This is a genomic window from Rheinheimera mesophila (assembly GCF_000986865.1).
In the GTDB taxonomy this organism is placed as follows: Bacteria; Pseudomonadota; Gammaproteobacteria; order Enterobacterales; family Alteromonadaceae; genus Pararheinheimera; species Pararheinheimera mesophila.
In genome coordinates, this window is the sequence record NZ_LAVS01000012.1 from 40,614 (window position 1) to 59,749 (window position 19,136).

19 protein-coding genes are annotated in these 19,136 nt (G+C 48.4%); 5 read left to right on the plus strand and 14 right to left on the minus strand.

What is annotated here, in order from left to right; genetic code table 11:
* Nucleotides 1–2 precede the first annotated feature (2 nt).
* From rodA to leuS, 8 genes are all read right to left on the minus strand, one after another.
* Nucleotides 3–1,118 carry a rod shape-determining protein RodA gene (gene rodA / locus SD53_RS06765; RefSeq protein ID WP_046519476.1) on the minus strand — a complete coding sequence of 372 codons (1,116 nt, stop codon included), beginning with the start codon at nt 1,116–1,118 and terminating at the stop codon, nt 3–5.
* Nucleotides 1,115–2,989, minus strand: a complete 1,875-nt coding sequence (mrdA, locus tag SD53_RS06770; protein ID WP_046519477.1) for a penicillin-binding protein 2 — start codon at nt 2,987–2,989, stop codon at nt 1,115–1,117. Before mrdA ends, rodA begins: the two co-directional genes overlap by 4 nt.
* Before the next feature lie 150 nt (nt 2,990–3,139).
* Complete coding sequence (gene rlmH / locus SD53_RS06775; RefSeq protein ID WP_046519478.1) at nt 3,140–3,610, minus strand: 23S rRNA (pseudouridine(1915)-N(3))-methyltransferase RlmH; 471 nt, start codon at nt 3,608–3,610, stop codon at nt 3,140–3,142.
* Between the two features lie 4 nt (nt 3,611–3,614).
* Nucleotides 3,615–3,935 carry a ribosome silencing factor gene (gene rsfS, locus SD53_RS06780; RefSeq protein ID WP_046519479.1) on the minus strand — a complete coding sequence of 107 codons (321 nt, stop codon included), beginning with the start codon at nt 3,933–3,935 and terminating at the stop codon, nt 3,615–3,617.
* Between the two features lie 52 nt (nt 3,936–3,987).
* Nucleotides 3,988–4,650 (minus strand): nicotinate-nucleotide adenylyltransferase, encoded by a 663-nt coding sequence (gene nadD / locus SD53_RS06785; RefSeq protein WP_046519480.1) that lies wholly within the window; start codon nt 4,648–4,650, stop codon nt 3,988–3,990.
* The gene (gene holA, locus SD53_RS06790) at nt 4,631–5,683 is read right to left on the minus strand and encodes a DNA polymerase III subunit delta (protein WP_046519481.1); all 1,053 of its coding nucleotides are present in this window, start codon (nt 5,681–5,683) and stop codon (nt 4,631–4,633) included. The genes nadD and holA overlap by 20 nt, the downstream gene beginning before the upstream one ends.
* On the minus strand, nt 5,683–6,168 hold the full coding sequence (locus tag SD53_RS06795; protein ID WP_046519482.1) for an LPS-assembly lipoprotein LptE: 486 nt from the start codon (nt 6,166–6,168) through the stop codon (nt 5,683–5,685). Before SD53_RS06795 ends, holA begins: the two co-directional genes overlap by 1 nt.
* A gap of 1 nt (nt 6,169) precedes the next feature.
* Nucleotides 6,170–8,758, minus strand: a complete 2,589-nt coding sequence (gene leuS, locus SD53_RS06800) for a leucine--tRNA ligase (RefSeq protein ID WP_046519483.1) — start codon at nt 8,756–8,758, stop codon at nt 6,170–6,172.
* A gap of 175 nt (nt 8,759–8,933) precedes the next feature.
* On the opposite strand from leuS, the gene SD53_RS18805 reads away from it, so the two are divergent.
* Nucleotides 8,934–9,116: a LysE family transporter gene (locus SD53_RS18805; protein WP_206539908.1), complete on the plus strand. Its 183-nt coding sequence runs from the start codon at nt 8,934–8,936 to the stop codon at nt 9,114–9,116.
* A gap of 150 nt (nt 9,117–9,266) precedes the next feature.
* On the opposite strand, the gene SD53_RS06810 is transcribed toward SD53_RS18805, so the two are convergent.
* Nucleotides 9,267–10,424: a serine hydrolase domain-containing protein gene (locus SD53_RS06810; RefSeq protein WP_046519484.1), complete on the minus strand. Its 1,158-nt coding sequence runs from the start codon at nt 10,422–10,424 to the stop codon at nt 9,267–9,269.
* 135 nt (nt 10,425–10,559) lie between these two features.
* Here SD53_RS06810 and SD53_RS06815 point away from each other — a divergent pair, with 135 nt between their 5' ends.
* The 3 genes from SD53_RS06815 to yjjG all read left to right on the plus strand — a co-directional run bounded on the left by SD53_RS06815 (nt 10,560) and on the right by yjjG (nt 14,248).
* The gene (locus SD53_RS06815) at nt 10,560–11,015 is read left to right on the plus strand and encodes a zinc ribbon-containing protein (protein ID WP_046519485.1); all 456 of its coding nucleotides are present in this window, start codon (nt 10,560–10,562) and stop codon (nt 11,013–11,015) included.
* Between the two features lie 77 nt (nt 11,016–11,092).
* Nucleotides 11,093–13,483 carry a Lon protease family protein gene (locus tag SD53_RS06820; RefSeq protein WP_046519486.1) on the plus strand — a complete coding sequence of 797 codons (2,391 nt, stop codon included), beginning with the start codon at nt 11,093–11,095 and terminating at the stop codon, nt 13,481–13,483.
* A 75-nt stretch (nt 13,484–13,558) separates the two neighbouring features.
* Nucleotides 13,559–14,248, plus strand: a complete 690-nt coding sequence (yjjG, locus tag SD53_RS06825; RefSeq protein WP_046519487.1) for a pyrimidine 5'-nucleotidase — start codon at nt 13,559–13,561, stop codon at nt 14,246–14,248.
* Here the strand turns inward: yjjG and SD53_RS06830 are convergent.
* Together SD53_RS06830 and SD53_RS06835 are read right to left on the minus strand one after the other, a co-directional pair.
* Complete coding sequence (locus SD53_RS06830; RefSeq protein ID WP_046519488.1) at nt 14,245–14,514, minus strand: hypothetical protein; 270 nt, start codon at nt 14,512–14,514, stop codon at nt 14,245–14,247. The two genes, yjjG and SD53_RS06830, sit on opposite strands and share 4 nt — an antisense overlap.
* A 164-nt stretch (nt 14,515–14,678) precedes the next feature.
* A complete protein-coding gene (locus SD53_RS06835; protein WP_046519489.1) occupies nt 14,679–15,341 on the minus strand; it encodes an EF-hand domain-containing protein in 663 nt (220 codons plus the stop codon).
* A 341-nt stretch (nt 15,342–15,682) separates the two neighbouring features.
* Here SD53_RS06835 and SD53_RS06840 point away from each other — a divergent pair, with 341 nt between their 5' ends.
* Nucleotides 15,683–16,327 carry a DUF2959 domain-containing protein gene (locus SD53_RS06840; protein ID WP_046519490.1) on the plus strand — a complete coding sequence of 215 codons (645 nt, stop codon included), beginning with the start codon at nt 15,683–15,685 and terminating at the stop codon, nt 16,325–16,327.
* On the opposite strand, the gene SD53_RS06845 is transcribed toward SD53_RS06840, so the two are convergent.
* From SD53_RS06845 to SD53_RS06855, 3 genes are all read right to left on the minus strand, one after another.
* Nucleotides 16,299–17,045: a substrate-binding periplasmic protein gene (locus SD53_RS06845; protein WP_082101807.1), complete on the minus strand. Its 747-nt coding sequence runs from the start codon at nt 17,043–17,045 to the stop codon at nt 16,299–16,301. The two genes, SD53_RS06840 and SD53_RS06845, sit on opposite strands and share 29 nt — an antisense overlap.
* Before the next feature lie 71 nt (nt 17,046–17,116).
* On the minus strand, nt 17,117–17,593 hold the full coding sequence (locus SD53_RS06850; RefSeq protein ID WP_046519492.1) for a hypothetical protein: 477 nt from the start codon (nt 17,591–17,593) through the stop codon (nt 17,117–17,119).
* Between the two features lie 143 nt (nt 17,594–17,736).
* Nucleotides 17,737–19,005: a cyanophycinase gene (locus SD53_RS06855; RefSeq protein ID WP_046519493.1), complete on the minus strand. Its 1,269-nt coding sequence runs from the start codon at nt 19,003–19,005 to the stop codon at nt 17,737–17,739.
* Nucleotides 19,006–19,136: the final 131 nt, after the last annotated feature.

The following is a 19,136-nucleotide window of genomic DNA, read 5'->3' on the forward strand; positions in this document are numbered from 1 at the left end:
TTCTACTGCTGAGCTAAAAGTCGTTTATGGGTGCTGATCGACATTAGAATACCAAAACCAGCCATCAGTGTAACCATGGATGTCCCGCCATAGCTAATCAAAGGCAGAGGGACACCTACGACCGGCAACAGCCCTGATACCATACCTATATTGACGAATACATAAACAAAGAAGGTCAGAGTGATGCTGCCTGCGAGCAGCTTACTGAAATTATCCTGAGCACGACTTGCGATGATCAAACCCCGGGCAATGATAAAAGCATACAAAGCTAACAATAGCAGCACTCCTATCATTCCTAACTCTTCGCTGAACACAGAAAAGATGAAGTCGGTATGACGCTCTGGTAAAAACTCCAATTGCGATTGAGTGCCATGCATCCAACCTTTGCCTTCAAAACCGCCCGAACCTATCGCAATTTTTGATTGAATAATATGATAACCCGAACCCAATGGGTCGCTTTCCGGATTTAAAAACGTCAGTACCCGGCGTTTTTGGTAGTCATGCATAAAAAACAGCCACATGGTGTAAGACGCGACGGGGATGATCATGGCGATACCCGCGATGATGCGCCAGCTCATACCACCTAAAAACAACACAAAAACTCCGGCAACAAAAATCAGAATGGAGGTGCCTAAGTCGGGTTGTTGCTGGATCAGCACAGTGGGAATAGCGCACATAACAAAGCCGACTATCAGATGCTTAAATTTTAGTGGCAAAGGGTGAGAGGATACATACCAGGCTACAGCCATAGGCACGGCCAGTTTCATTACTTCAGATGGCTGAAATTTCATAAAACCTAAATCCAGCCAGCGCTGTGCTCCTTTGCCTATGTGGCCAAATGCCAATACCATCACCAGCATCGCTGTGCCGGCTAAAAATAAAGGGATAGCCCAAAAACTAAAGGTTTGAGGTTTCACCTGGGCCAGCAATAGCATGGCACCGAAGGCAATAAGCAGCCTTGTACTATGTGCGGCCATCATGTCCCAATGTTGGCCGCTGGCACTGTAGAGTATAAATAACCCAGTGCAGCACAACACCACTAACCCTGCCAGTAAAGGGCCGTCTAAATGCAACTTCGCCAGAATTCCTTTGTGGCCAGGCTCTTTCAGTACTGTCATGGTTGTGCTCCCGCAGCGCTTTGCCGGGTAAAATAATAATCCATCATTTTACGGGCTATAGGTGCTGCATTGGAACCGCCACCACCAGCGTTTTCTACTGTCACTGTCAGCAAAATAGTTGGATTTTCCGCAGGTGCATAGCCAATAAACATGGCATTATCACGATGGATTTCTTTAATGGCGTTGGCATCATATTTCTGGTTTGCAGCCATGTTGATCACCTGAGCTGTCCCCGTTTTTCCGCCTGCACTATAGCTAATGCCTTTGAAGGCATTAAAACCAGTTCCTCCTTGCACCATCACGGTCTGGCGCATCGCTTCTTTGGCGATACGCCAGTTGTTATGATCTTTGACTTCTATCGCTGTTTGTAGCGGGGCGATCAGACTGGTGTCCTTGGTCTGACTACGGAAATAACGGCCCATATGAGGCGTGGGTTTTTGACCGTCATTAATCAGAATAGCGGTGGATAACGCCAATTGCATCGGGGTTACGCTCCAGTAACTTTGTCCTATACCTAAAGAAACGGTATCGCCTGGGAACCAACTTTGTTTATGTCTGGCTCTTTTCCATTCTTTCGATGGCATCAGGCCAGCGCTTTCTTCCATCACATCTATGCCAGTGCGCGAGCCAAAACCAAATTTTTTCATATAGTCAGAAATCCGGTCGATCCCCAGTTTTACCGCTAAATCATAAAAGTAGGTATCGCAGCTTTTCGTGATCGCGGTATAAACATCAACCCAGCCATGCCCCCATTTTACGTGGTCCCGATAAGCACGGCTGTAGTTCGGCAGCTTATAAAAGCCAGGGTCCGGAATACGGGTTTGTTCTGTGACAGTGCCGTTTTCCAGTCCCAATACGGCCATATGAGGTTTGATGGTTGAAGCCGGTGGGTATACTCCCTGGGTCACCCTGTTGACCAGAGGGCGATCGGGAGAATTCAATAGTTCACGGTAGTTTTTGCCACTGATGCCATGTACAAATAAATTCGGGTCATAGCTTGGGTTACTGTAGAACGCTAGTACAGCACCATCGCGCGGGTCCATGGCTACGACCGCGCCGCGGTTATCCCCCAGCAACTCCTTGGCTTTTTGTTGCAGATTCATATCGATGGATAGAATCAAATCATCGCCTGAGGTGGCTGGTTTGGAGTCCAGGATCCGGATCACCCGTCCTCTGTTGTTCACCTCCACCTGCTCAAACCCGACCTGACCATGCAACTGGCTTTCGTAAAAACGTTCAAGACCCACTTTACCTATATCACGGCTGGCTGCGTAGTTTGCGCTGACGCCTTCTTCTTCGAGCTTAGCCAGTTCTTTCGCGTTGATTTTGCCGATGTAACCCAAAGCATGAGTGAAGAGTTCGCCAAAAGGGTAATGTCGGGTTAAACGGGCTTCTAAAGTCACACCGGGCAATCTATGCTGATTGACCGCAATAATAGCCACTTCCTGCTCTGTCAGATGCTCCTTGACCGCTATGCTGACAAAACGTCTGTGGTATTTGACTTCCTTTAAAAACTCTTGCTGACGCTCAGGTGTTATTTCTATCAGGCGGGCAATTTCAGCAAGGGTTTCAGGAATATTTTTCACTTGCTCCGGAACCAACTCCACTGAGTGAATGGGCCGGTTTTCTGCGAGCAGAATACCGTTACGATCGTAAATTAAACCACGATTCGGCGGCTGAGGAATTAGCTTAATACGGTTACCGTCTGCACGGGTCATGTAGTGCTCGTGCATCACCACCTGTAATTTGTACTGATTAAACACCACCACACAAAAACAAAGCAGTACCACAGCAAAACCAAACAAAGCCCTTTGATTAAACATCTGGCTTTCGGCTGCGGGGTCCTGAATCGATGGGCGTTTCTTAATCATGGTGAGTCGTGATTAGCTGCAAAAACAGTGAACGAGCATAAATACTCTCATACATCAGTACGTTAGCGCTAGTAAGCAAAAGCATTGGCAGCAATACCTGGCGTTGGGCTGTACAATGCTGAGTAGATGCGCATGCTTTCATCATCATTGTTATTCGCGATGATACGGGTGGTTGGTGCTGATGCTCCAGGCCCGGTACAGACTTTCTGCCAGTACGACCCGCACCATAGGGTGGGGCATAGTCAATGCAGAGAGCGACCATTTGCCTTCACTGGCAGCAATACAGGCGGGCGCTAACCCTTCAGGGCCACCCACCAATAAACATACATCACGGCCGTCCATTTGCCATTGCGTCAGTTTTTGCGCCAATTGCGGGCTGCTCCAGTTGGCACCTTCCACTTCCAGCGTAATAATGCGGGCGCCTTTTGGGATTGCCGCCAGCATTTTTTCGCCTTCAGCTTCGAGAATACGTTTAATGTCGGCATTTTTACCGCGTTTACCCGCCGGAATTTCTATCAGCTCCAGTGGTAAATCACGCGGAAAACGACGGGCATATTCTTCATAGGCGGTAGTAACCCACTCAGGCATTTTGGTGCCGACTGCAATCAGCATTAACTTCATGCCGTTAAACGCTCCAGAGTTTCTCTAACTGATAAAAACTACGGCTTTCTTCCTGCATCACATGGGCAATCACTTCACCCAAATCAATCAATACCCATTCACCTGACCCTTCGCCTTCAATACCTAGCACAGTGATGCCAGCTTTTTTGGCTTCCTTGATCAGATGATCCGCGATAGAGCGGGTATGACGGTTTGAGGTGCCTGAGCAGATCACCATCGAATCTGTCACATTGGATTTTTCTCTGACATCCAGGCTGACGATATCCTTGGCTTTCATGTCGTCCAGCTTGTCGAGGACGAAGGCTAATAACTCTTGTGCTTGCACTTTTAACTCCGGGGTCTAAAAACGCGACATGTTAACACTTTTTGTTGTGATCTTATATGCCGCTGTACAGCCTTTGTGTTTTTATATACTGCAGCACTTCGGCTGGCAGCAACTGATTTAGTTCGTTGTCCGGCTGGTTTTTTTCTAACAATGTTCTGATCCGGGTTGCACTTAGCTCCTGCGGCGGATTATCCAGCAGCATAATTTTGCCTGCGTCCAGCAAATGCAAGTCTTGCAGAGAATTTGTACCAAACTGTTCCAGCAGGGCGGGGCAATCCCCCTGCGTGGCTGAACTGCCGGGTCTTTGGCAAACGACCAGATGCGCCAGTTGCAAAATACTTTGCCACTGATGCCACTGTTTAAAGTACGCCAGTGAGTCCATCCCCATCACAAATAACAAACCGCCCCGTGGATACTGTTCACGCAGTAAACGCAAACTATCCACTGTGTACGAAGGGCTGTGTTTATTTAATTCCAGTGGCTGTAGCTGCAACCCCGGCATGTCTTGAATAGCAATTTGCACCATGGCGGCTCTGTGCTCAGCGCTAACGCCAGGGCTGGCGCGATGCGCTGGCAGGTGGCAGGGCATCAGTTGCACTTCCCGCACAGCGCAATGGCTTAACACGTACTGGGCACAGGCTAAATGCGCATTATGGATAGGGTCAAAAGTGCCGCCGAACACGGCAAAAGCCCGATCAGGGCGTGAAGTCGGCATAACGCTGCTGCAATGAAAATACTTTAGACACAGGGCTGACCAATAAACTGACTAAATGCGCCAGCGCCAGTTCTGCATTATGTAATGCACCTGATTTAAAAGCCCGGTCAAAAGCGGCTAATTCCTGTTGCACATAGCCGAGCCATTTAGCGGGCAAACGTGACACCGCAGTTTGATACAGCGGCTGACGTTTAGGCCAAATCGCATTTTTTTTGAAAAAATCGGCCAGCGGCTTGCCTTGTTGCTGGGCCAGATGCATTTGCATCAAGGTGGTGACCTCTTTTTGCAATTGCCAGGCAATAATCACAGGCTCGGTATCCTGCTGTAATAAGCGATCAAGCCGGTGCAAAGCCTCATTGCCCTGACCGGACAGCAAGGCATCCACTAACTGAAACACCGAAAAATGCGACTGATCGGCCAAATGTTGTTCTAAAAGTTCAGCATCTATAGTGCCACTGACCAGACTTAAACCCAGCTTTTCCAGCTCCTGCGCTGCTGCGAGTAAATTACCGGCACAGTGATGCTGCATTAAGGTAATGGCATCAGGTGTTAAATGCAGTTTAAGTTGTGATGCACGTTGTTGTAACCAGCGCTGAAATTGCTGATCATCCAGCGGATAAAACTGCACCTGCACTGCTTGTTCCGCTAAGGTTTTAAACCAGGCGGATTTGGCATAATCATTGGCATTTTTGGCGGCATGCACTACCAGAACTAAATCGGGATGCAACAAAGAGGGCAGTTGTTTCAATAAATCGCCAGCACCTGTTGCTAACTTGGCCGGTAGTTCCAACTCAAAGAGCCGGCGGGGCGAAAACAAAGATAAGTTATTCAGTTCCATCAGGAAGTCGTTCCAACTGAAACTATTGTCCCAGCTATAACTTTGCCGTTCTTCAAAGCCTTGTTTCTTCGCTGCAGCCCGGATTAAATCCAGGCTTTCCTGTTTTTGCAAGGGTTCTTCACCAAACACCAGATAAACAGGTGCCAGGCTTTTTTGTAACTGTGCAGCAAGCTGATTGCTATACAGTTTTAGCATCAGCGGATCCGGTTTAGCTGGCGGATAATGCGGCTGGCGGCCTGATTTCTCAGTTCCTGCAACAGCAAATCCAGCTCTTTAGCTTTGGCCAGTGCCAGATTCGGGTCGTCCTGATAGTCACGGGTCAGTTCAAACTGAAACTCCTGAATATCCTGCTCCGGCAGCAGTAACTGATACTTCACCCGATAAATCAGCTCGTACTCAGCCACCTGACCATTAGGGAACAGCGACAAGGTGCGTCGCTCCAGGCTATCTTGCTGCAGCATCAGAGCCGGAGCTTTAGGATCCAACTCTGTCAGTAGTTTCACTTCGTTACTTTTTAGCTGTTCCGACAACAGGCTGGCCAGTTCAGAATGTTTTTTGGCATCAACAAAAATTGCCGGATAACGCTCCAGCGGCAAGCTACCACGCAAATGGAAGCCACAACTGGTTAGCAGCAGGCTGCTGGCAAGCAACAGCCCTGTCCAAACGGAGTGTTTTTTCATGTTATCCTACAGCCAGACTCAGCAGTTTCCCCGGCACATAAATCACTTTACGGATAGTGACCCCTTCCAGGAAACGCTGTACGTTTTCTTCAGCATGGGCCAGCTCCAGCACCTGAGCTTCAGTCGCATCGGCGGCCACTGTCACTTTAGCCCGGACTTTGCCGTTCACTTGCACCACCACCAGTTTCTCATCTTCCACCATAGCAGCAGCATCAGCCACTGGCCATGGGCTTTGTTCCAGTGCTGTGGTAAAACCTAACTCTTTCCACAGATACTGCGACAAGTGCGGCGTGATGGGGTTCAGTAACTGGATTAAGGTCTGAATACCTTCACGTTTCACTTGCTTGTCGGCGTCTGTTGCTACCGGCGCTTTTTGCACCTTGTTCGCCAGTTCCATAATGGCCGCCACCGCAGTATTAAATACGTTACGACGACCTATATCGTCTGACACTTTGGCGATGGTTTTATGAATATCACGGCGCAAAGCTTTTTGGTCGCCGTTTAGTTCCAAACCGGTCACTGCGGTGCTGAACAGCTCTTTGTGCTCTACCGCTAAAGTCCAGATACGACGTAAGAAACGGTTAGCGCCTTCGACCGCAGAATCCTGCCATTCCAGGGTTTGCTCTGGTGGCGCGGTAAACATCATAAATAAGCGCACTGTATCCGCACCATATTGGTCGATTACCAGTTGCGGGTCTATACCGTTGTTTTTCGACTTGGACATTTTGCTCATGCCCGCCGACAATACCGGCTTACCGTCCGTCTTTAAAATTGAAGCAGTAATACGGCCTTTTTCGTCGCGTTCTGTCACCACGTCGGCTGGAGAGAACCATTCTTTGCCACCGTTTTCCGTCTCACGGTAGAAGGTATCTGCCAACACCATGCCCTGACACAATAAACGTTTGAAAGGCTCATCACACTGCACTAAACCTACGTCGCGTAACAGTTTGTGGAAAAAACGCGAATACAATAAGTGCAAAATAGCGTGTTCAATACCACCAATGTACTGATCCACCGGCAGCCAGTAGTTGGCTTTGGCCGGATCCAGCATAGCTTTGTCATGGTCGGGGCTACAGTAACGGGCATAGTACCAGCTCGACTCCATAAAGGTGTCGAAGGTATCGGTTTCATGCAAAGCAGCCTGGCCGTTATATGTTGTTTTTGCCCAGTCCGGGTCGGCTTTGATAGGCGAAGTCACGCCATTCATCACCACATCTTCAGGTAAACGCACCGGCAGCATATCTTCTGGCACCGGCACCTGGCTGCCATCTTCCAGCGTTAGCATCGGAATAGGAGAACCCCAGTAGCGCTGACGGGATACACCCCAGTCTCGCAAGCGGTAATTCACTTTGACCTGACCCACACCTATAGCAGCCAGTTTATCGGAGATAGCTTTAAAAGCAGCGGCAAAATCTAAACCGTTAAACTCACCGGAATTGATCAGCACACCTTTTTCAGTAAAGGCGGCAGTGGTTAAATCACAAACAGCGGCGCTGCCTGCTTCCGGTGCAACCACTTGTTTGATCGCCAGACCGTATTTTGTGGCAAATTCAAAGTCGCGCTGGTCATGACCAGGCACCGCCATCACCGCACCTGAGCCGTAATGCATCAGTACAAAGTTGGCCACCCAGACCGGTACCTGTTCACCTGTTAACGGGTGAATGGCAAATAAACCTGTTGGCGAGCCTTTTTTCTCCATGGTCGCCATGTCGGCTTCGGCCGTTTTACCGGCTTTGCACTCGTCAATAAAAGCCTGTAATTCAGGGTTATTCACGGCAGCTTGTTGGGCTAATGGGTGCTGAGCGGCCACAGCCACATAAGTCACGCCATACAAAGTATCTGGGCGGGTGGTATAAACCGTCATGCTTTGGTCAGAACCAGCCACTTTAAACTCGATCTCCACGCCTTCTGAGCGGCCGATCCAGTTTTTCTGCATGGTTTTGACTTGCTCAGGCCAGTCGTCTAACTGATCTAAGTCTTGTAACAATTCTTCAGCGTAATCTGTGATTTTAATAAACCACTGCGCCAGCTCGCGCTGCTCAACCAAAGCACCTGAACGCCAGCCGCGACCATCAATCACTTGCTCGTTGGCCAGAACACACTGATCGACCGGGTCCCAGTTTACCGTCGCCATTTTTTTGTAGACCAGACCTTTTTCAAACAGCTTGGTAAAGAACCACTGTTCCCACTTGTAGTATTCAGGCTTACAGGTGGCCACTTCACGGTCCCAGTCGTAACCAAAACCTAAACGTTTCAGTTGGCCTTTCATATAGTCGATATTGGCATAGGTCCATTTGGCTGGTGCGGTTTTATTGGCAATAGCAGCGTTTTCTGCCGGTAAACCAAAGGCATCCCAACCCATAGGCTGTAATACGTTTTTGCCTTGCATCCGCTGGAAACGGCTGATCACATCACCTATGGTGTAGTTACGAACATGGCCCATATGCAAACGGCCACTTGGGTAGGGGAACATGGAGAGACAGTAGTATTTTTCTTTCGAAGCGTCTTCTACTACTTTAAAGGCGTTGGTTTGTTCCCATTCCTGTTGCAGCTGCTGTTCAATCAACTGCGGATTATATTGTTCGTGCATTAAAAACCTTCCAGCGTGGAGTCAAAATCAGACCGATAAAACCGGCGGAAAAAATTGCCGTTAGCATACCGCAAGCAGGGGGTCGGCAACAACAGCCAAGAAGGACAAAGCTTGCTTTGTTTTATTTTGTTAACCCCCCCTTGTCCCAGTGCTGATGGCTACCTAAAGTAGTGCTCTGGTTGCTACAGCTTCCTTTGGTCGTATTTTTCTGCAGGGATTTATTACCAATGTATTGAACCCTAAAGTAGCGCTGTTTTTCCTCGCTTTTGTACCGCAATTTATTGCGGTGGATGCCGCCAATAAAGCTTTGGCTTTTATCATTCTGGGTTTTATTTTTAACCTCAACGGTATGCTTTGATGTGTGTGTTTAGCCGTCAGCGCCGGTTTGGCCGGACAAAAAATGAAAGTAAGCCCGCTGGTTGCACAGTGGCTGAATAAAAGTATTGGTGTTTTATTTGTTGCTTTGGGGATGAAGTTAGCGCTGGTGGACCAACGCTAACTGCTGAGTTTAATCGGGTAAGGCGGCTAACACTTTGCCCACCAGTTGGTTTAATTCATCACCATTGCCAATCCAGCGTGCCACCATCAGCAGATCGTTATCTTTGTCGATGTAAATAATATTGCGGCCTGCCCCCTGAAACGTGATGGCTGATGCAGGAGCGCTTGGCAACGCTTTACGGCCGGGGTTTAAAAACCAGTTGGCAAAACCGTATTCAGGGTTGGCTGAGCCGCCAGTGCTGGCCAGTTTGATCCATTCTTTACTGACCAGTTGTTTGTCCTGCCACTTTCCATCCCGTAAAAACAGATACCCAAAACGGGCTAAGTCCCAGGCGTTGATAAACATGCCACCGCCCCAATGGCCGCCTCCTGACACAGACTGTATCTTCTGACCATCCAGCTCAATCCAGCTATTGTCGTAACCATACCAGCGCCAGGTCGACGAAGCGCCAATAGGGGTCATGATCTGCTCGTTCAGCACTTGAGGTAAAGGTTTACGCCAGACATACAAAGTAGATAACGCCAGCAGGTTCACCCGTACATCGTTGTATTTGTAATGGCTGCCCGGTGTGCGTAATGGCCGCTTTGGCCAGTCGGCTGGCGTTTTGCCTTCAGGCCGGTCGGCCCAGTCGGGTTTGCCCCACAAGCTGCCTTGCCAGTCACTGGTTTGGCGCAGCAAATGATCCCAGCGAATTTGGCTGTTGTGCGCGCCCTGATATAAATCCACGCCATGCGGCATGTAGCTGCCGACTTTATCCTGCAGGTTGTGGATTAAGCCCTGTTGCCAGGCAAGGCCTGTGACTGTAGTTAAAAAGGTTTTGCTGATGCTGTGCGTCATATCCACAGCCTGGGTATCGCCCCACTGGGCTATCACCATGCCTTTGTAAATAATAAGGCCGTTGGCTGGGGCGCGGGTTTTCATTGGGCCAATAATCTGATCATAAGGCTCTTTGGCACCAAAAGTAGTGGCCTGTACTATCGCCTGATCCGGGTCCGCTTTGTTTTCTGCGGCTATGGCGTAATCCACCGCCCGTTGCAGCAAAACCGCATCGACTTTTAATTCGGCTGCAGGTTTTTGCTGCCACTGGCCTGCTGGTGGAAAATAATCCGCGGCGCTGCTGGTGCTTACTATCAGTGTCAAAGCCGTAGCGGCAAAATAAAGTTTCATGTCGTTGTCCTTTAATAGGTCTGTCCGCAGACTGAGCGTCGGCGTTAAAAGCCGCAATAGTCTTTGCGATTAAATAACCCGAGCACAGGTTTAAAATTGCCCGTCTATACTAAAGAAAAGTAGTAAGGAGGATGTATGTCCGAATTTAAAGACAAATATCAGAACTGGCTCAATGAGTTAGCCACTATGTTCAAACAAGGGCGGCAGCAGCAACTGGAGGAGTTGGTCAGTTTTGCTGACACAGTCAAAGCTTATGTCAAAGCGGGCAAAGAGCTGACGGCTTACGAAACTCAACTTTTTATCGAAACCTTTAAACGTCAGGCCACTGAAGCAGAGCAGGCTCCCTCGCTCTGGCCTGAAACTCTATGGTATGAGCTTTCGCTTATTACCGACAAAACTCAAATTGAATGGCAGGAATTGCTGCAGGATTTGGAGCATCAGGGCACCTATCAACAAGGCGAAGAAGTCGGCATGGGCTTGTACCAATGCCAGCAGTGTCAGCAACAGCAGGCTTTTTACCATCCGGGCGAATTAGGCGCTTGTGTGTATTGTGGTGGCAGCCACTTTAGCCGTCAGGGCCTACCTTTTTAAAACCTTCATTTTATTCAATGATTTGTTAAGATGACGGCCATTACTCTTCTTTCATTTTCTCAGACAGAGCAGGTTGCATGACGCACAACAGCCAGAAGTATGCTTTAAGCGCCGAACACTTAGGCCCACAATTGGATAAAAACCTGATCCAGCAAGCGCTGGACGTGACAGGTTTATCCAGCACTTTTATTGGCCAGGACAGAGCCAAAGCGGCATTAAATTTTGCCATCGGCATGGATATGCCGGGCTATAACCTTTATGTGATGGGCGAACCGGCGTTAGGCCGTTACACCTTAGTGCAGGATATTCTGCAGCAAGCCGCCAGCGAAAAAGCCACGCCGGATGACTGGTGTTATATCAATAACTTTGACGATGAACGTATTCCGGGCACCTTACGTTTAGTGCCAGGCGAAGGCAAAGTGCTGGTGAAAAAGGTCGAAGCCTTAATCGATGAGCTTTTAGATACCTTCCCGGCTGCTTTTGATAACCCGGGTTATCAGCGCAAGAAAAAAGCCATTCATCAGGCCTTTGACGACAAATACGAAGCCGCTATTGCCTTGGTAGAGCGTAAAGCTTTAGAGCAGCAAGTGGTGCTGTACGAAGAAAACGGCGCCGTCAGCTTTTCGCCTGTGGTGGATGGTAAAGCACTGGACGATAGTGAGTTTGCTAATTTGTCGGAAGAAAAACGCCAGTTTTTCTATGATTTAGTCTCAGAGCTGGAAACCATACTGAACGAGCAATTGCTGGAACTCCCGCAGTGGAAACGTGAACTGTCTGAAAACCTACGCGCATTACGCCGTGACACCATAGAACAAGCCATTAAGCCGTTGCTGAAGCAACTGGAACATGACTATTCAGGCGAACTCGGTGTATTACGTTATCTGCGTGAAATGAAGCCAGCTTTAGTCAAAGCCATGCTGGAGTTGCTGCCGGAAGAAGCGGAAAGTGACAAGCTGGAAGAGCTGGATATCCGCAGCATTTTTGTCGGCGATTTTGTACCTAATGTACTGATGCATCACGAATTGATGGATGGCGCGCCTATTATTTTTGAGCCCAACCCAAGCTATGGCAATTTATTTGGCCGGGTGGAATACAGCTCGATGCAAGGCTCTTTGTACACCAACTATCGGATGATCCGCCCCGGTGCTTTGCATAAAGCCAATGGTGGTTATCTGGTGTTGGATGCTGACCGGTTATTGTCACAGCCCGGCGTTTGGGATGCACTCAAGCTGGCACTGAAAACCGGCGAAATAGTGATCGACACCTTAAGCGATCATGCCGTCACCAACTCGACCATTATTACGCCCAAGGCGATACCGCTGAGTGTCAAAGTGGTGCTTTTGGGCTCGCGGGATTTGTATTATCTGGTGCAGGACGTGGATGATGAATTTAACGAGCTGTTCCGGGTGTTAGCCGACTTTGAGCATTATTTGCCGTTTAACGAGCAGACAGTGCGGTATATGTCGCTGCAAATTCAGGATCAAATTCAGCAAATGGAGATGGAAACCTTGTCCGCCTGCGGTTTAAAGCAGTTGCTGAACTTCAGCTTCCGTCAGGCTGAACATCAGCGCAAACTCTCAGCCCGTTTTGCCGAGGTGCTGGAGCTGGTGCGTGAGGCCTGTTTTTACGCGGCTCAGCATGACTCAACCGAACTGCGTGCCGAACATGTGCAAATGGCGCTGGAAGGCAAACAATACCGCACAGGCCGCATCAGCGAGTCCTTTTTGGAAGATATTCAGGAAGGCCAGATTTTAATCGACACAGACGACTGGGCGGTGGGCAAAATTAACGGCTTAACCGTACTGGAGATTGGTGATACAGCTTTTGGTACGCCAGCCCGCATCAGTACCACAGTGTTCGCTGGATCCACTGGTGTAGTGGATATTGAACGCGAAGTCGAGCTGGGTAAATCCATTCACTCCAAAGGGGTGATGCTGTTAACCGGCTATTTGGGTGCTAAATATGCGCAGCATTTTCCGCTGACCCTGTCAGCCAATATTGCCATGGAGCAATCCTACGGCTTAATAGATGGCGATAGCGCCTCTTTGGCTGAGGTCTGTGCGCTGATTTCGGCTATTGCGGACATTCCTATTACCCAAAGTCTGGCGGTGACAGGTTCTATTAACCAGCATGGTCAGGTACAGGCTATAGGTGGCGTCAACGAAAAAATTGAAGGCTTCTTCCGTTTGTGTCAGTCCCGTGGTTTAACCGGCAAACAAGGCTGTATTATTCCGGCCAGTAATCAGCTCAATCTGGTGCTGAATGACGAAGTGATCAAAGCGGTAGAGCAGGGCCAATTCCATATTTATGTGGTCAAAGGGGTGGATGAAGCGCTGGAACTGTTGATGGATATGCCGGCTGGTGAGCGCAACAGCAAAGGCCAGTATCCAAAACGTACCATCAATTATCTGGCGCTGCGCCGTCTGGAAGAAATCGCCGAGATAGTCAACGGTTCATCTGACAGCTAACCTGCCGGGTCAGAGCTATCAGCGCTGATCCGCAAATCTTAGGTTTCCTCTACTCCACATTTGAAGAGAAAAAACGTGAAAGCTTTTAACTGGATTTTATTCGACGCCGACGAAACCTTGTTTCATTTTGATGCTTATGCAGGTTTGCAGTTGCTGTTTAAAGGCTACGGCGTCGATTTTACGGAGCAGCATTTTCAAGACTATCAGGCGCTCAATCAGCCACTCTGGCTGCAGTATCAAAGTGGTGAAATCAGTGCAAAACACTTGCAGGAACAACGCTTTAGTTATTGGGGTGAACAATTAAATGTCGCGCCTGCAGTACTCAATGCTGGTTTTTTGCAGGCGATGGCCGAAGTTTGTACCCCTTTGCCTGGTGCTGTCAGTTTACTTAATGCACTTCAGGGTAAAGTTAAATTAGGCATTATCACCAATGGTTTTACTGACTTACAGCAAATCCGGTTAGAGCGTACCGGCTTACATAACCACTTTGATATTCTGGTGATTTCTGAACAGGTTGGGGTGGCGAAACCTCATCCGCAAATTTTTGCTCACGCCAAAGCGCTGATGGCAAACCCTGATCCAGACACTGTACTGATGGTGGGCGATAACCCGATAGCGGACATCAAAGGTGGCAAAGAGGCTGGTTTTTATACCTGCTGGCTGAATCGTTTTGGTGCGACTTTGCCCACAGGTATTACAGCGGATTTGGAAGTGCAGTCCTTGGCCCAGTTGGAAGCTGCACTTTGTGCTTGTTTGGCTGATTAGAACATAGATCTGAGTTTATCGCTGAACCATAAAGCCGCAACAAATGCCGGTGTTGCTACCAGTTGCAGCAGCCAGAGCCCAGCTTTTTGTGCTTTATTCAGTGGGCCAAAACGCTGGATCAGTGTAAAAAGACTAACCAGCGCCAGCAGGTAACAGGCCAGTGGCAAAAACCAGCCCTTGCTATAACTGCAAGCCATGGTAAAGGCAAGAGTTGCAGCTATAGTGGTGGCCAGATGCCATTGGGTTGAAGCTGTTATTGATTTCATATCTGAGTCCTTGGTTTTTGTTGCACTAACTTGCGTTAAAACAAAGACACTACAACAGCTCAAACTGTGACAAAGTTTTTTAAATAATTTTCAAAATGGGGCAGCATCCCTGCCAGACGCCCCGAAACTCCTGAATGTTATACTCTTATACCCAATGCTGCTTTTCAGGCCGTAATATGTACGGCTGAGCCGGACTGAGAAGTTACTTTGGCCATGCCACCATAAGTTTCCATCAACTGCTGCATAGTGCGGCTGAGTAACTTACTGATGCTTTCATTGCTGTCTGAGCTGGTGCTGACCTGACCGGTTAAAGACGAAGAGTCAGTACGTTGACTCTCTCTGAAACTTCTGGCCTCCTGCATCGTCACTTTGCCATCTCCATCGCTGTCAGCACTGTCAAAGTTGTCCAATAAAGATTGCAGGCCTGCAGTGGACTTTTGCTCTTCCTGTTCTACCCCCTGCAGCATAGCGGTCAGCTCGTCTTTAGACAGGCCACTGTCCTCTGGTGGCGCTGGCCTTTTTCCAATAGTGCCCTGAGCGCTGTACAGCAGATTGCTAAAGTTATCGCTGAACTCTGTACTGGTCAGTTGACCATCACCATCCGAATCCAAAGCGCTAAACAGCTCTTGGCTTTTGGTGCTGGCATCGTCGTTTTGCAGGCCAGTTAATAAGCTTGAGAAATCGCTTTGTTCTAAATAGCCTTTGTTTTCACTGTCTAATTTACCGAATAAATGACCTGCAGCTTCAGTCAGTTGTTCCTTACTGAGTTGCGGCCTGGTGGCGTACCCCGTGCTGTATGCACTTGGGGTTGAGAATTGAATATTCATTGTTGTTCTCCATCAAACACGACCGGGATTGATCGCCCCAATACGGCTGCAAAGGGCCGACCAAAACAGGTTTAGATTTGTGTTTTGCTGGTAAAGTTGAGTAAGGAACAGTGAATCGAACCGGGTAAACAGGCCTGATGTTTTGATAAAAGTGGTGAAAATCTGGCTGAGCACGACAGTTTTTTGTCATCCATCAGACAGGAGGCAAAGTTTTGCCTGTGTTTTCGCCGCTCTGCAAGCCTGAGTGCAATTTGCGGCTAAGCTCTGTACTATCGGTTGTTAAGTCTAAAATTGAATCGCAACAACAGGTGCGTTGTGGCGGCGAAAGAATGGAGTAACTCATGCGTCAAATCTCTGTAGCACTGCTGATGAGTCTGAGTCTGGCGGCTTGCCAGCAGGCGTATTACGCCACCATGGAAAAATTTGGTGTAGAAAAACGGGAAATATTGGTCGACAGAGTCAAAGATGCCCGTGATGCCCAGGTTGAGGGGCAACAGCAGTTTAAAGATGCTTTGGATGAACTCAGTCAACTGCTGAAGTTTCATGGCGGCGATTTACAGCAGAAATACGAAGAGCTGGACGCTGAGTATCAGCAAAGCGTCAAAGCCGCACAACTGGTGAGCAGTCGTATTAACAAAGTGGAATCCGTAGCGGATGCCTTATTCAGTGAATGGCGTGATGAATTAGATCAGTACCAAAGCGCCAGTTTAAAAGCGCAAAGTAAACAGAAACTGATCACGACAGAAAAGCAGTTTGACCTGCTGTTGAAAAAGATGCGATCTGCTGAGAAGAAAATGCAACCAGTACTGAACATCATGCACGATAACGTACTGTTTTTAAAGCATAACTTAAATGCCAAAGCCATAGGCTCCATTCAGACAGATTTTGCCGGTTTACAGCAGGATGTCAGCAGCCTGATCAGTGAAATGAACAAAGCCATCGCCGATTCGAATAAGTTTATTGCTCAGATGCAGTCGGACGCCTGAGTCGCTTTTTCAGCAACAGATCAAACTGCTGTACGCAGCTTTGGGAGATGGTTTTTTTGCTGAGCATCAGATGTATGCTGCTTTGATGCAATAAGAAAGGCAACACTCTGAGGCTGGAGAGTTCTTTGTGTTGATGAATATGGAACAGGGCCACTTTGTGATCCACGATCGAAAATTGAGCACGGCCCTGAGCCACCATCTGTAAGCGTCTGAACTCCTCAGCCACATGAAACAACCGGCTTTTGCCTTTGTTCTGTTTAAACTGTTCAAAATCCTCACCGTAGTAGCCTGCTGTATTGACAGCTCCCGACCATTGTTTGGCGGCCAACTGATAAAAATCTGCTTTGCTTGTTAACTCTGGCTGCTGTGTCAGTAAGTCTTCGTTGAGCACTGCAGTGATGTTTTCTTGCCGGTATGGCAGGGAAAAGTAGGCGTAGGCTGCACGTTCTTCGGTGTAGGAGGCTGCAAATATCAGGTCCAGTTCACCTTGTTGAAGTTGTTGCAAAGCCCGTTGCTCTGACATTTTGATCAATTGCAAAGAACTGCCAAGCTGAACCGCCAGAGTTCTGATCAGCTCAATATCTGTACCGGTAACAATGTCATCGACAAGCTGCACGTAAGGCAACCAGTCATTGTTATAGGCCATTCGTAGCGGTGAGGGACAAGCGGCATAGGCCTGCATGCTGATAAGGACGAGGCCTGATAACAGATACTTCATTGACTAAATCTCTGATACTGTCTGTGCTGTCTATGCTCAGACTATAGTCAAAAATTCAGCCTTTGTAAGATTCAACCCTGAGGTACAGCCGTTGCTGGTGGCGCAGGTTTTAACAATTCGAGTTGGGCTTTGGCTTGTTGCTCTTCATCTTTTTGTTTTATCCGCACTAAGGAGGCGTAAAACTGAGCGGCGGTAAAGGACTGAGTAGATTGGATCAGGTCGCTGACATCAGCGGTACTTTGCTGCAACATCTGTTGAAAAATCACCAGATGGCCATTCCTTTGCAACAAAGGTGCTAAGTTTGTCTCCTCAGCGCCATCTCTGATGGTGTAATACTTCAATAATAACTCAGCTCTGGCAGCCAATGTCAGTACAGGAGCGTCTGCGGCCCGGGCCGGGCTGGTTGTGGTCGGTTTTTGTGCGGTCTGGACAGGCTTTTGTTCTGGCTGCACTTCAGTTTGAGTCAGAGAATTAAACAAAAAAGCGGAGACAATTAAACCACTAAACAAACCCCAGAAATAACTTAATAATGGTGTGGGCTTATACATAACAACCTGTCCGGATACGTCTTAACAAAAAAAGAGTGGCGTGATTATAACGTCCTAAGCTAGCACGGATGCAAACTTTTATCCGTTTTTCCCCAAGTGAACACAGAATAACGCCGGATATCTGCCACTATCCGGCCCATTGTTCAGTGTTGTGGTTTTAAGTCAATTTGGATCCGGCCCGGCACTATATCCAGACGAACCTGATAAGCACTACTGTTGTCTTTGAGTCCATCCAGATACTGCCAATACCCCAGAGTTTTTTCATCTTTACTGAAGGTTAATTCAAACACCAGTCCATTGCCTTGATGCAGGTAGCTGACCGCCTCATTGGCGCCTTTGTTGTCGGTTAGTTCAAAGGTAATAAAGTCTTTCAGGCGGGTATTAGCACTAAAAACTCCGGACATAACAGGCCGCGGATGATCGCCGTACTCGGCCCCTGTGGTTTTGACTTTAGCCGGGTGCGGCAGGAGTTGGTGGCTGTTCATATCGTACTGATCTCCTCCTTGCAGATAACTCAGGCGGATATTTTCCATCTGCAATCCCAGTGGGTTACTGATTTTTTTGGCCTGCCGTAAATCAATCACAGTGACACCACCTGAACCTAAGGCCTGAAATTGCCGGGTTTTGGCCTGATAGAACAAGGCTGAATCTTCGTCGACACCAAAACCCAGAGCCGAACCTGAGCCTTGCTCTGCCACCGCCACAATCAGGCGACCAAAACGGGCTCTGCGGTCAAAGTGCTGATCAATCACACCTTCAGGGAAAAAACCTAAACCAGTACGTAATTGCAGTGGTTCATCTGAGGTTTCATTAACAACAGTATCAGATGATGCCACTGCTCTGGCTAAGGCGGTCCAGGACGACCCTGACGCGATCATAGTGTCGCTCATTATTGCAGCACCGGCACTGGTCCCTCCGACAATACCGCCCCTCTGATAGAGTTGCCAGACAGCATCCAGAACGGGGCTGTTGTTGCCATCAGGTTTTAAGCTATCTACCAGATGGTTTTGATCACCACCTAAAAACCAGACTGCTGTAGCTTGTTGTATCTGCGCTGCGAGTTTTGGATCAGTGGCGTTGTTTTGCCATAAAGATTCATCTTCTGCGGTACTTTTGTCGTCTTTTACCGCAATAGGCAATAGTTGGACCTGTTGCTCTGGCACTCCATACCGAGCTAAATCCTGCTGAAACTGGCGAAAGTATTTCACTGGCTGACTGCTGGCGGTCGGGATCACCACAACTCTGGCTTGTTCTGTGCCACCTGCACTTTGGATAAATTGCTGATAGACAGCTTGATTAGAGCTGGCTAAGGCACCGCCTACGATCATCAACTGCCCCTGAGGCTGCTGTTTTGCCCATAAAAAGGCACTGCTCAGGCTCAGACCAAGAGCCAGCAGGTAAGGTATTTTCATCGGGTTATGCTCCGTTTTTTGCTTTATTGACCGAATATGATCTGCTTCATCTGTTGCCCTTATCCCTTGTCTTAGTGGTGGGGATTTTTATTCGATATCGCAAAGCAACAGCCCGAGCATAACAAAAGCAA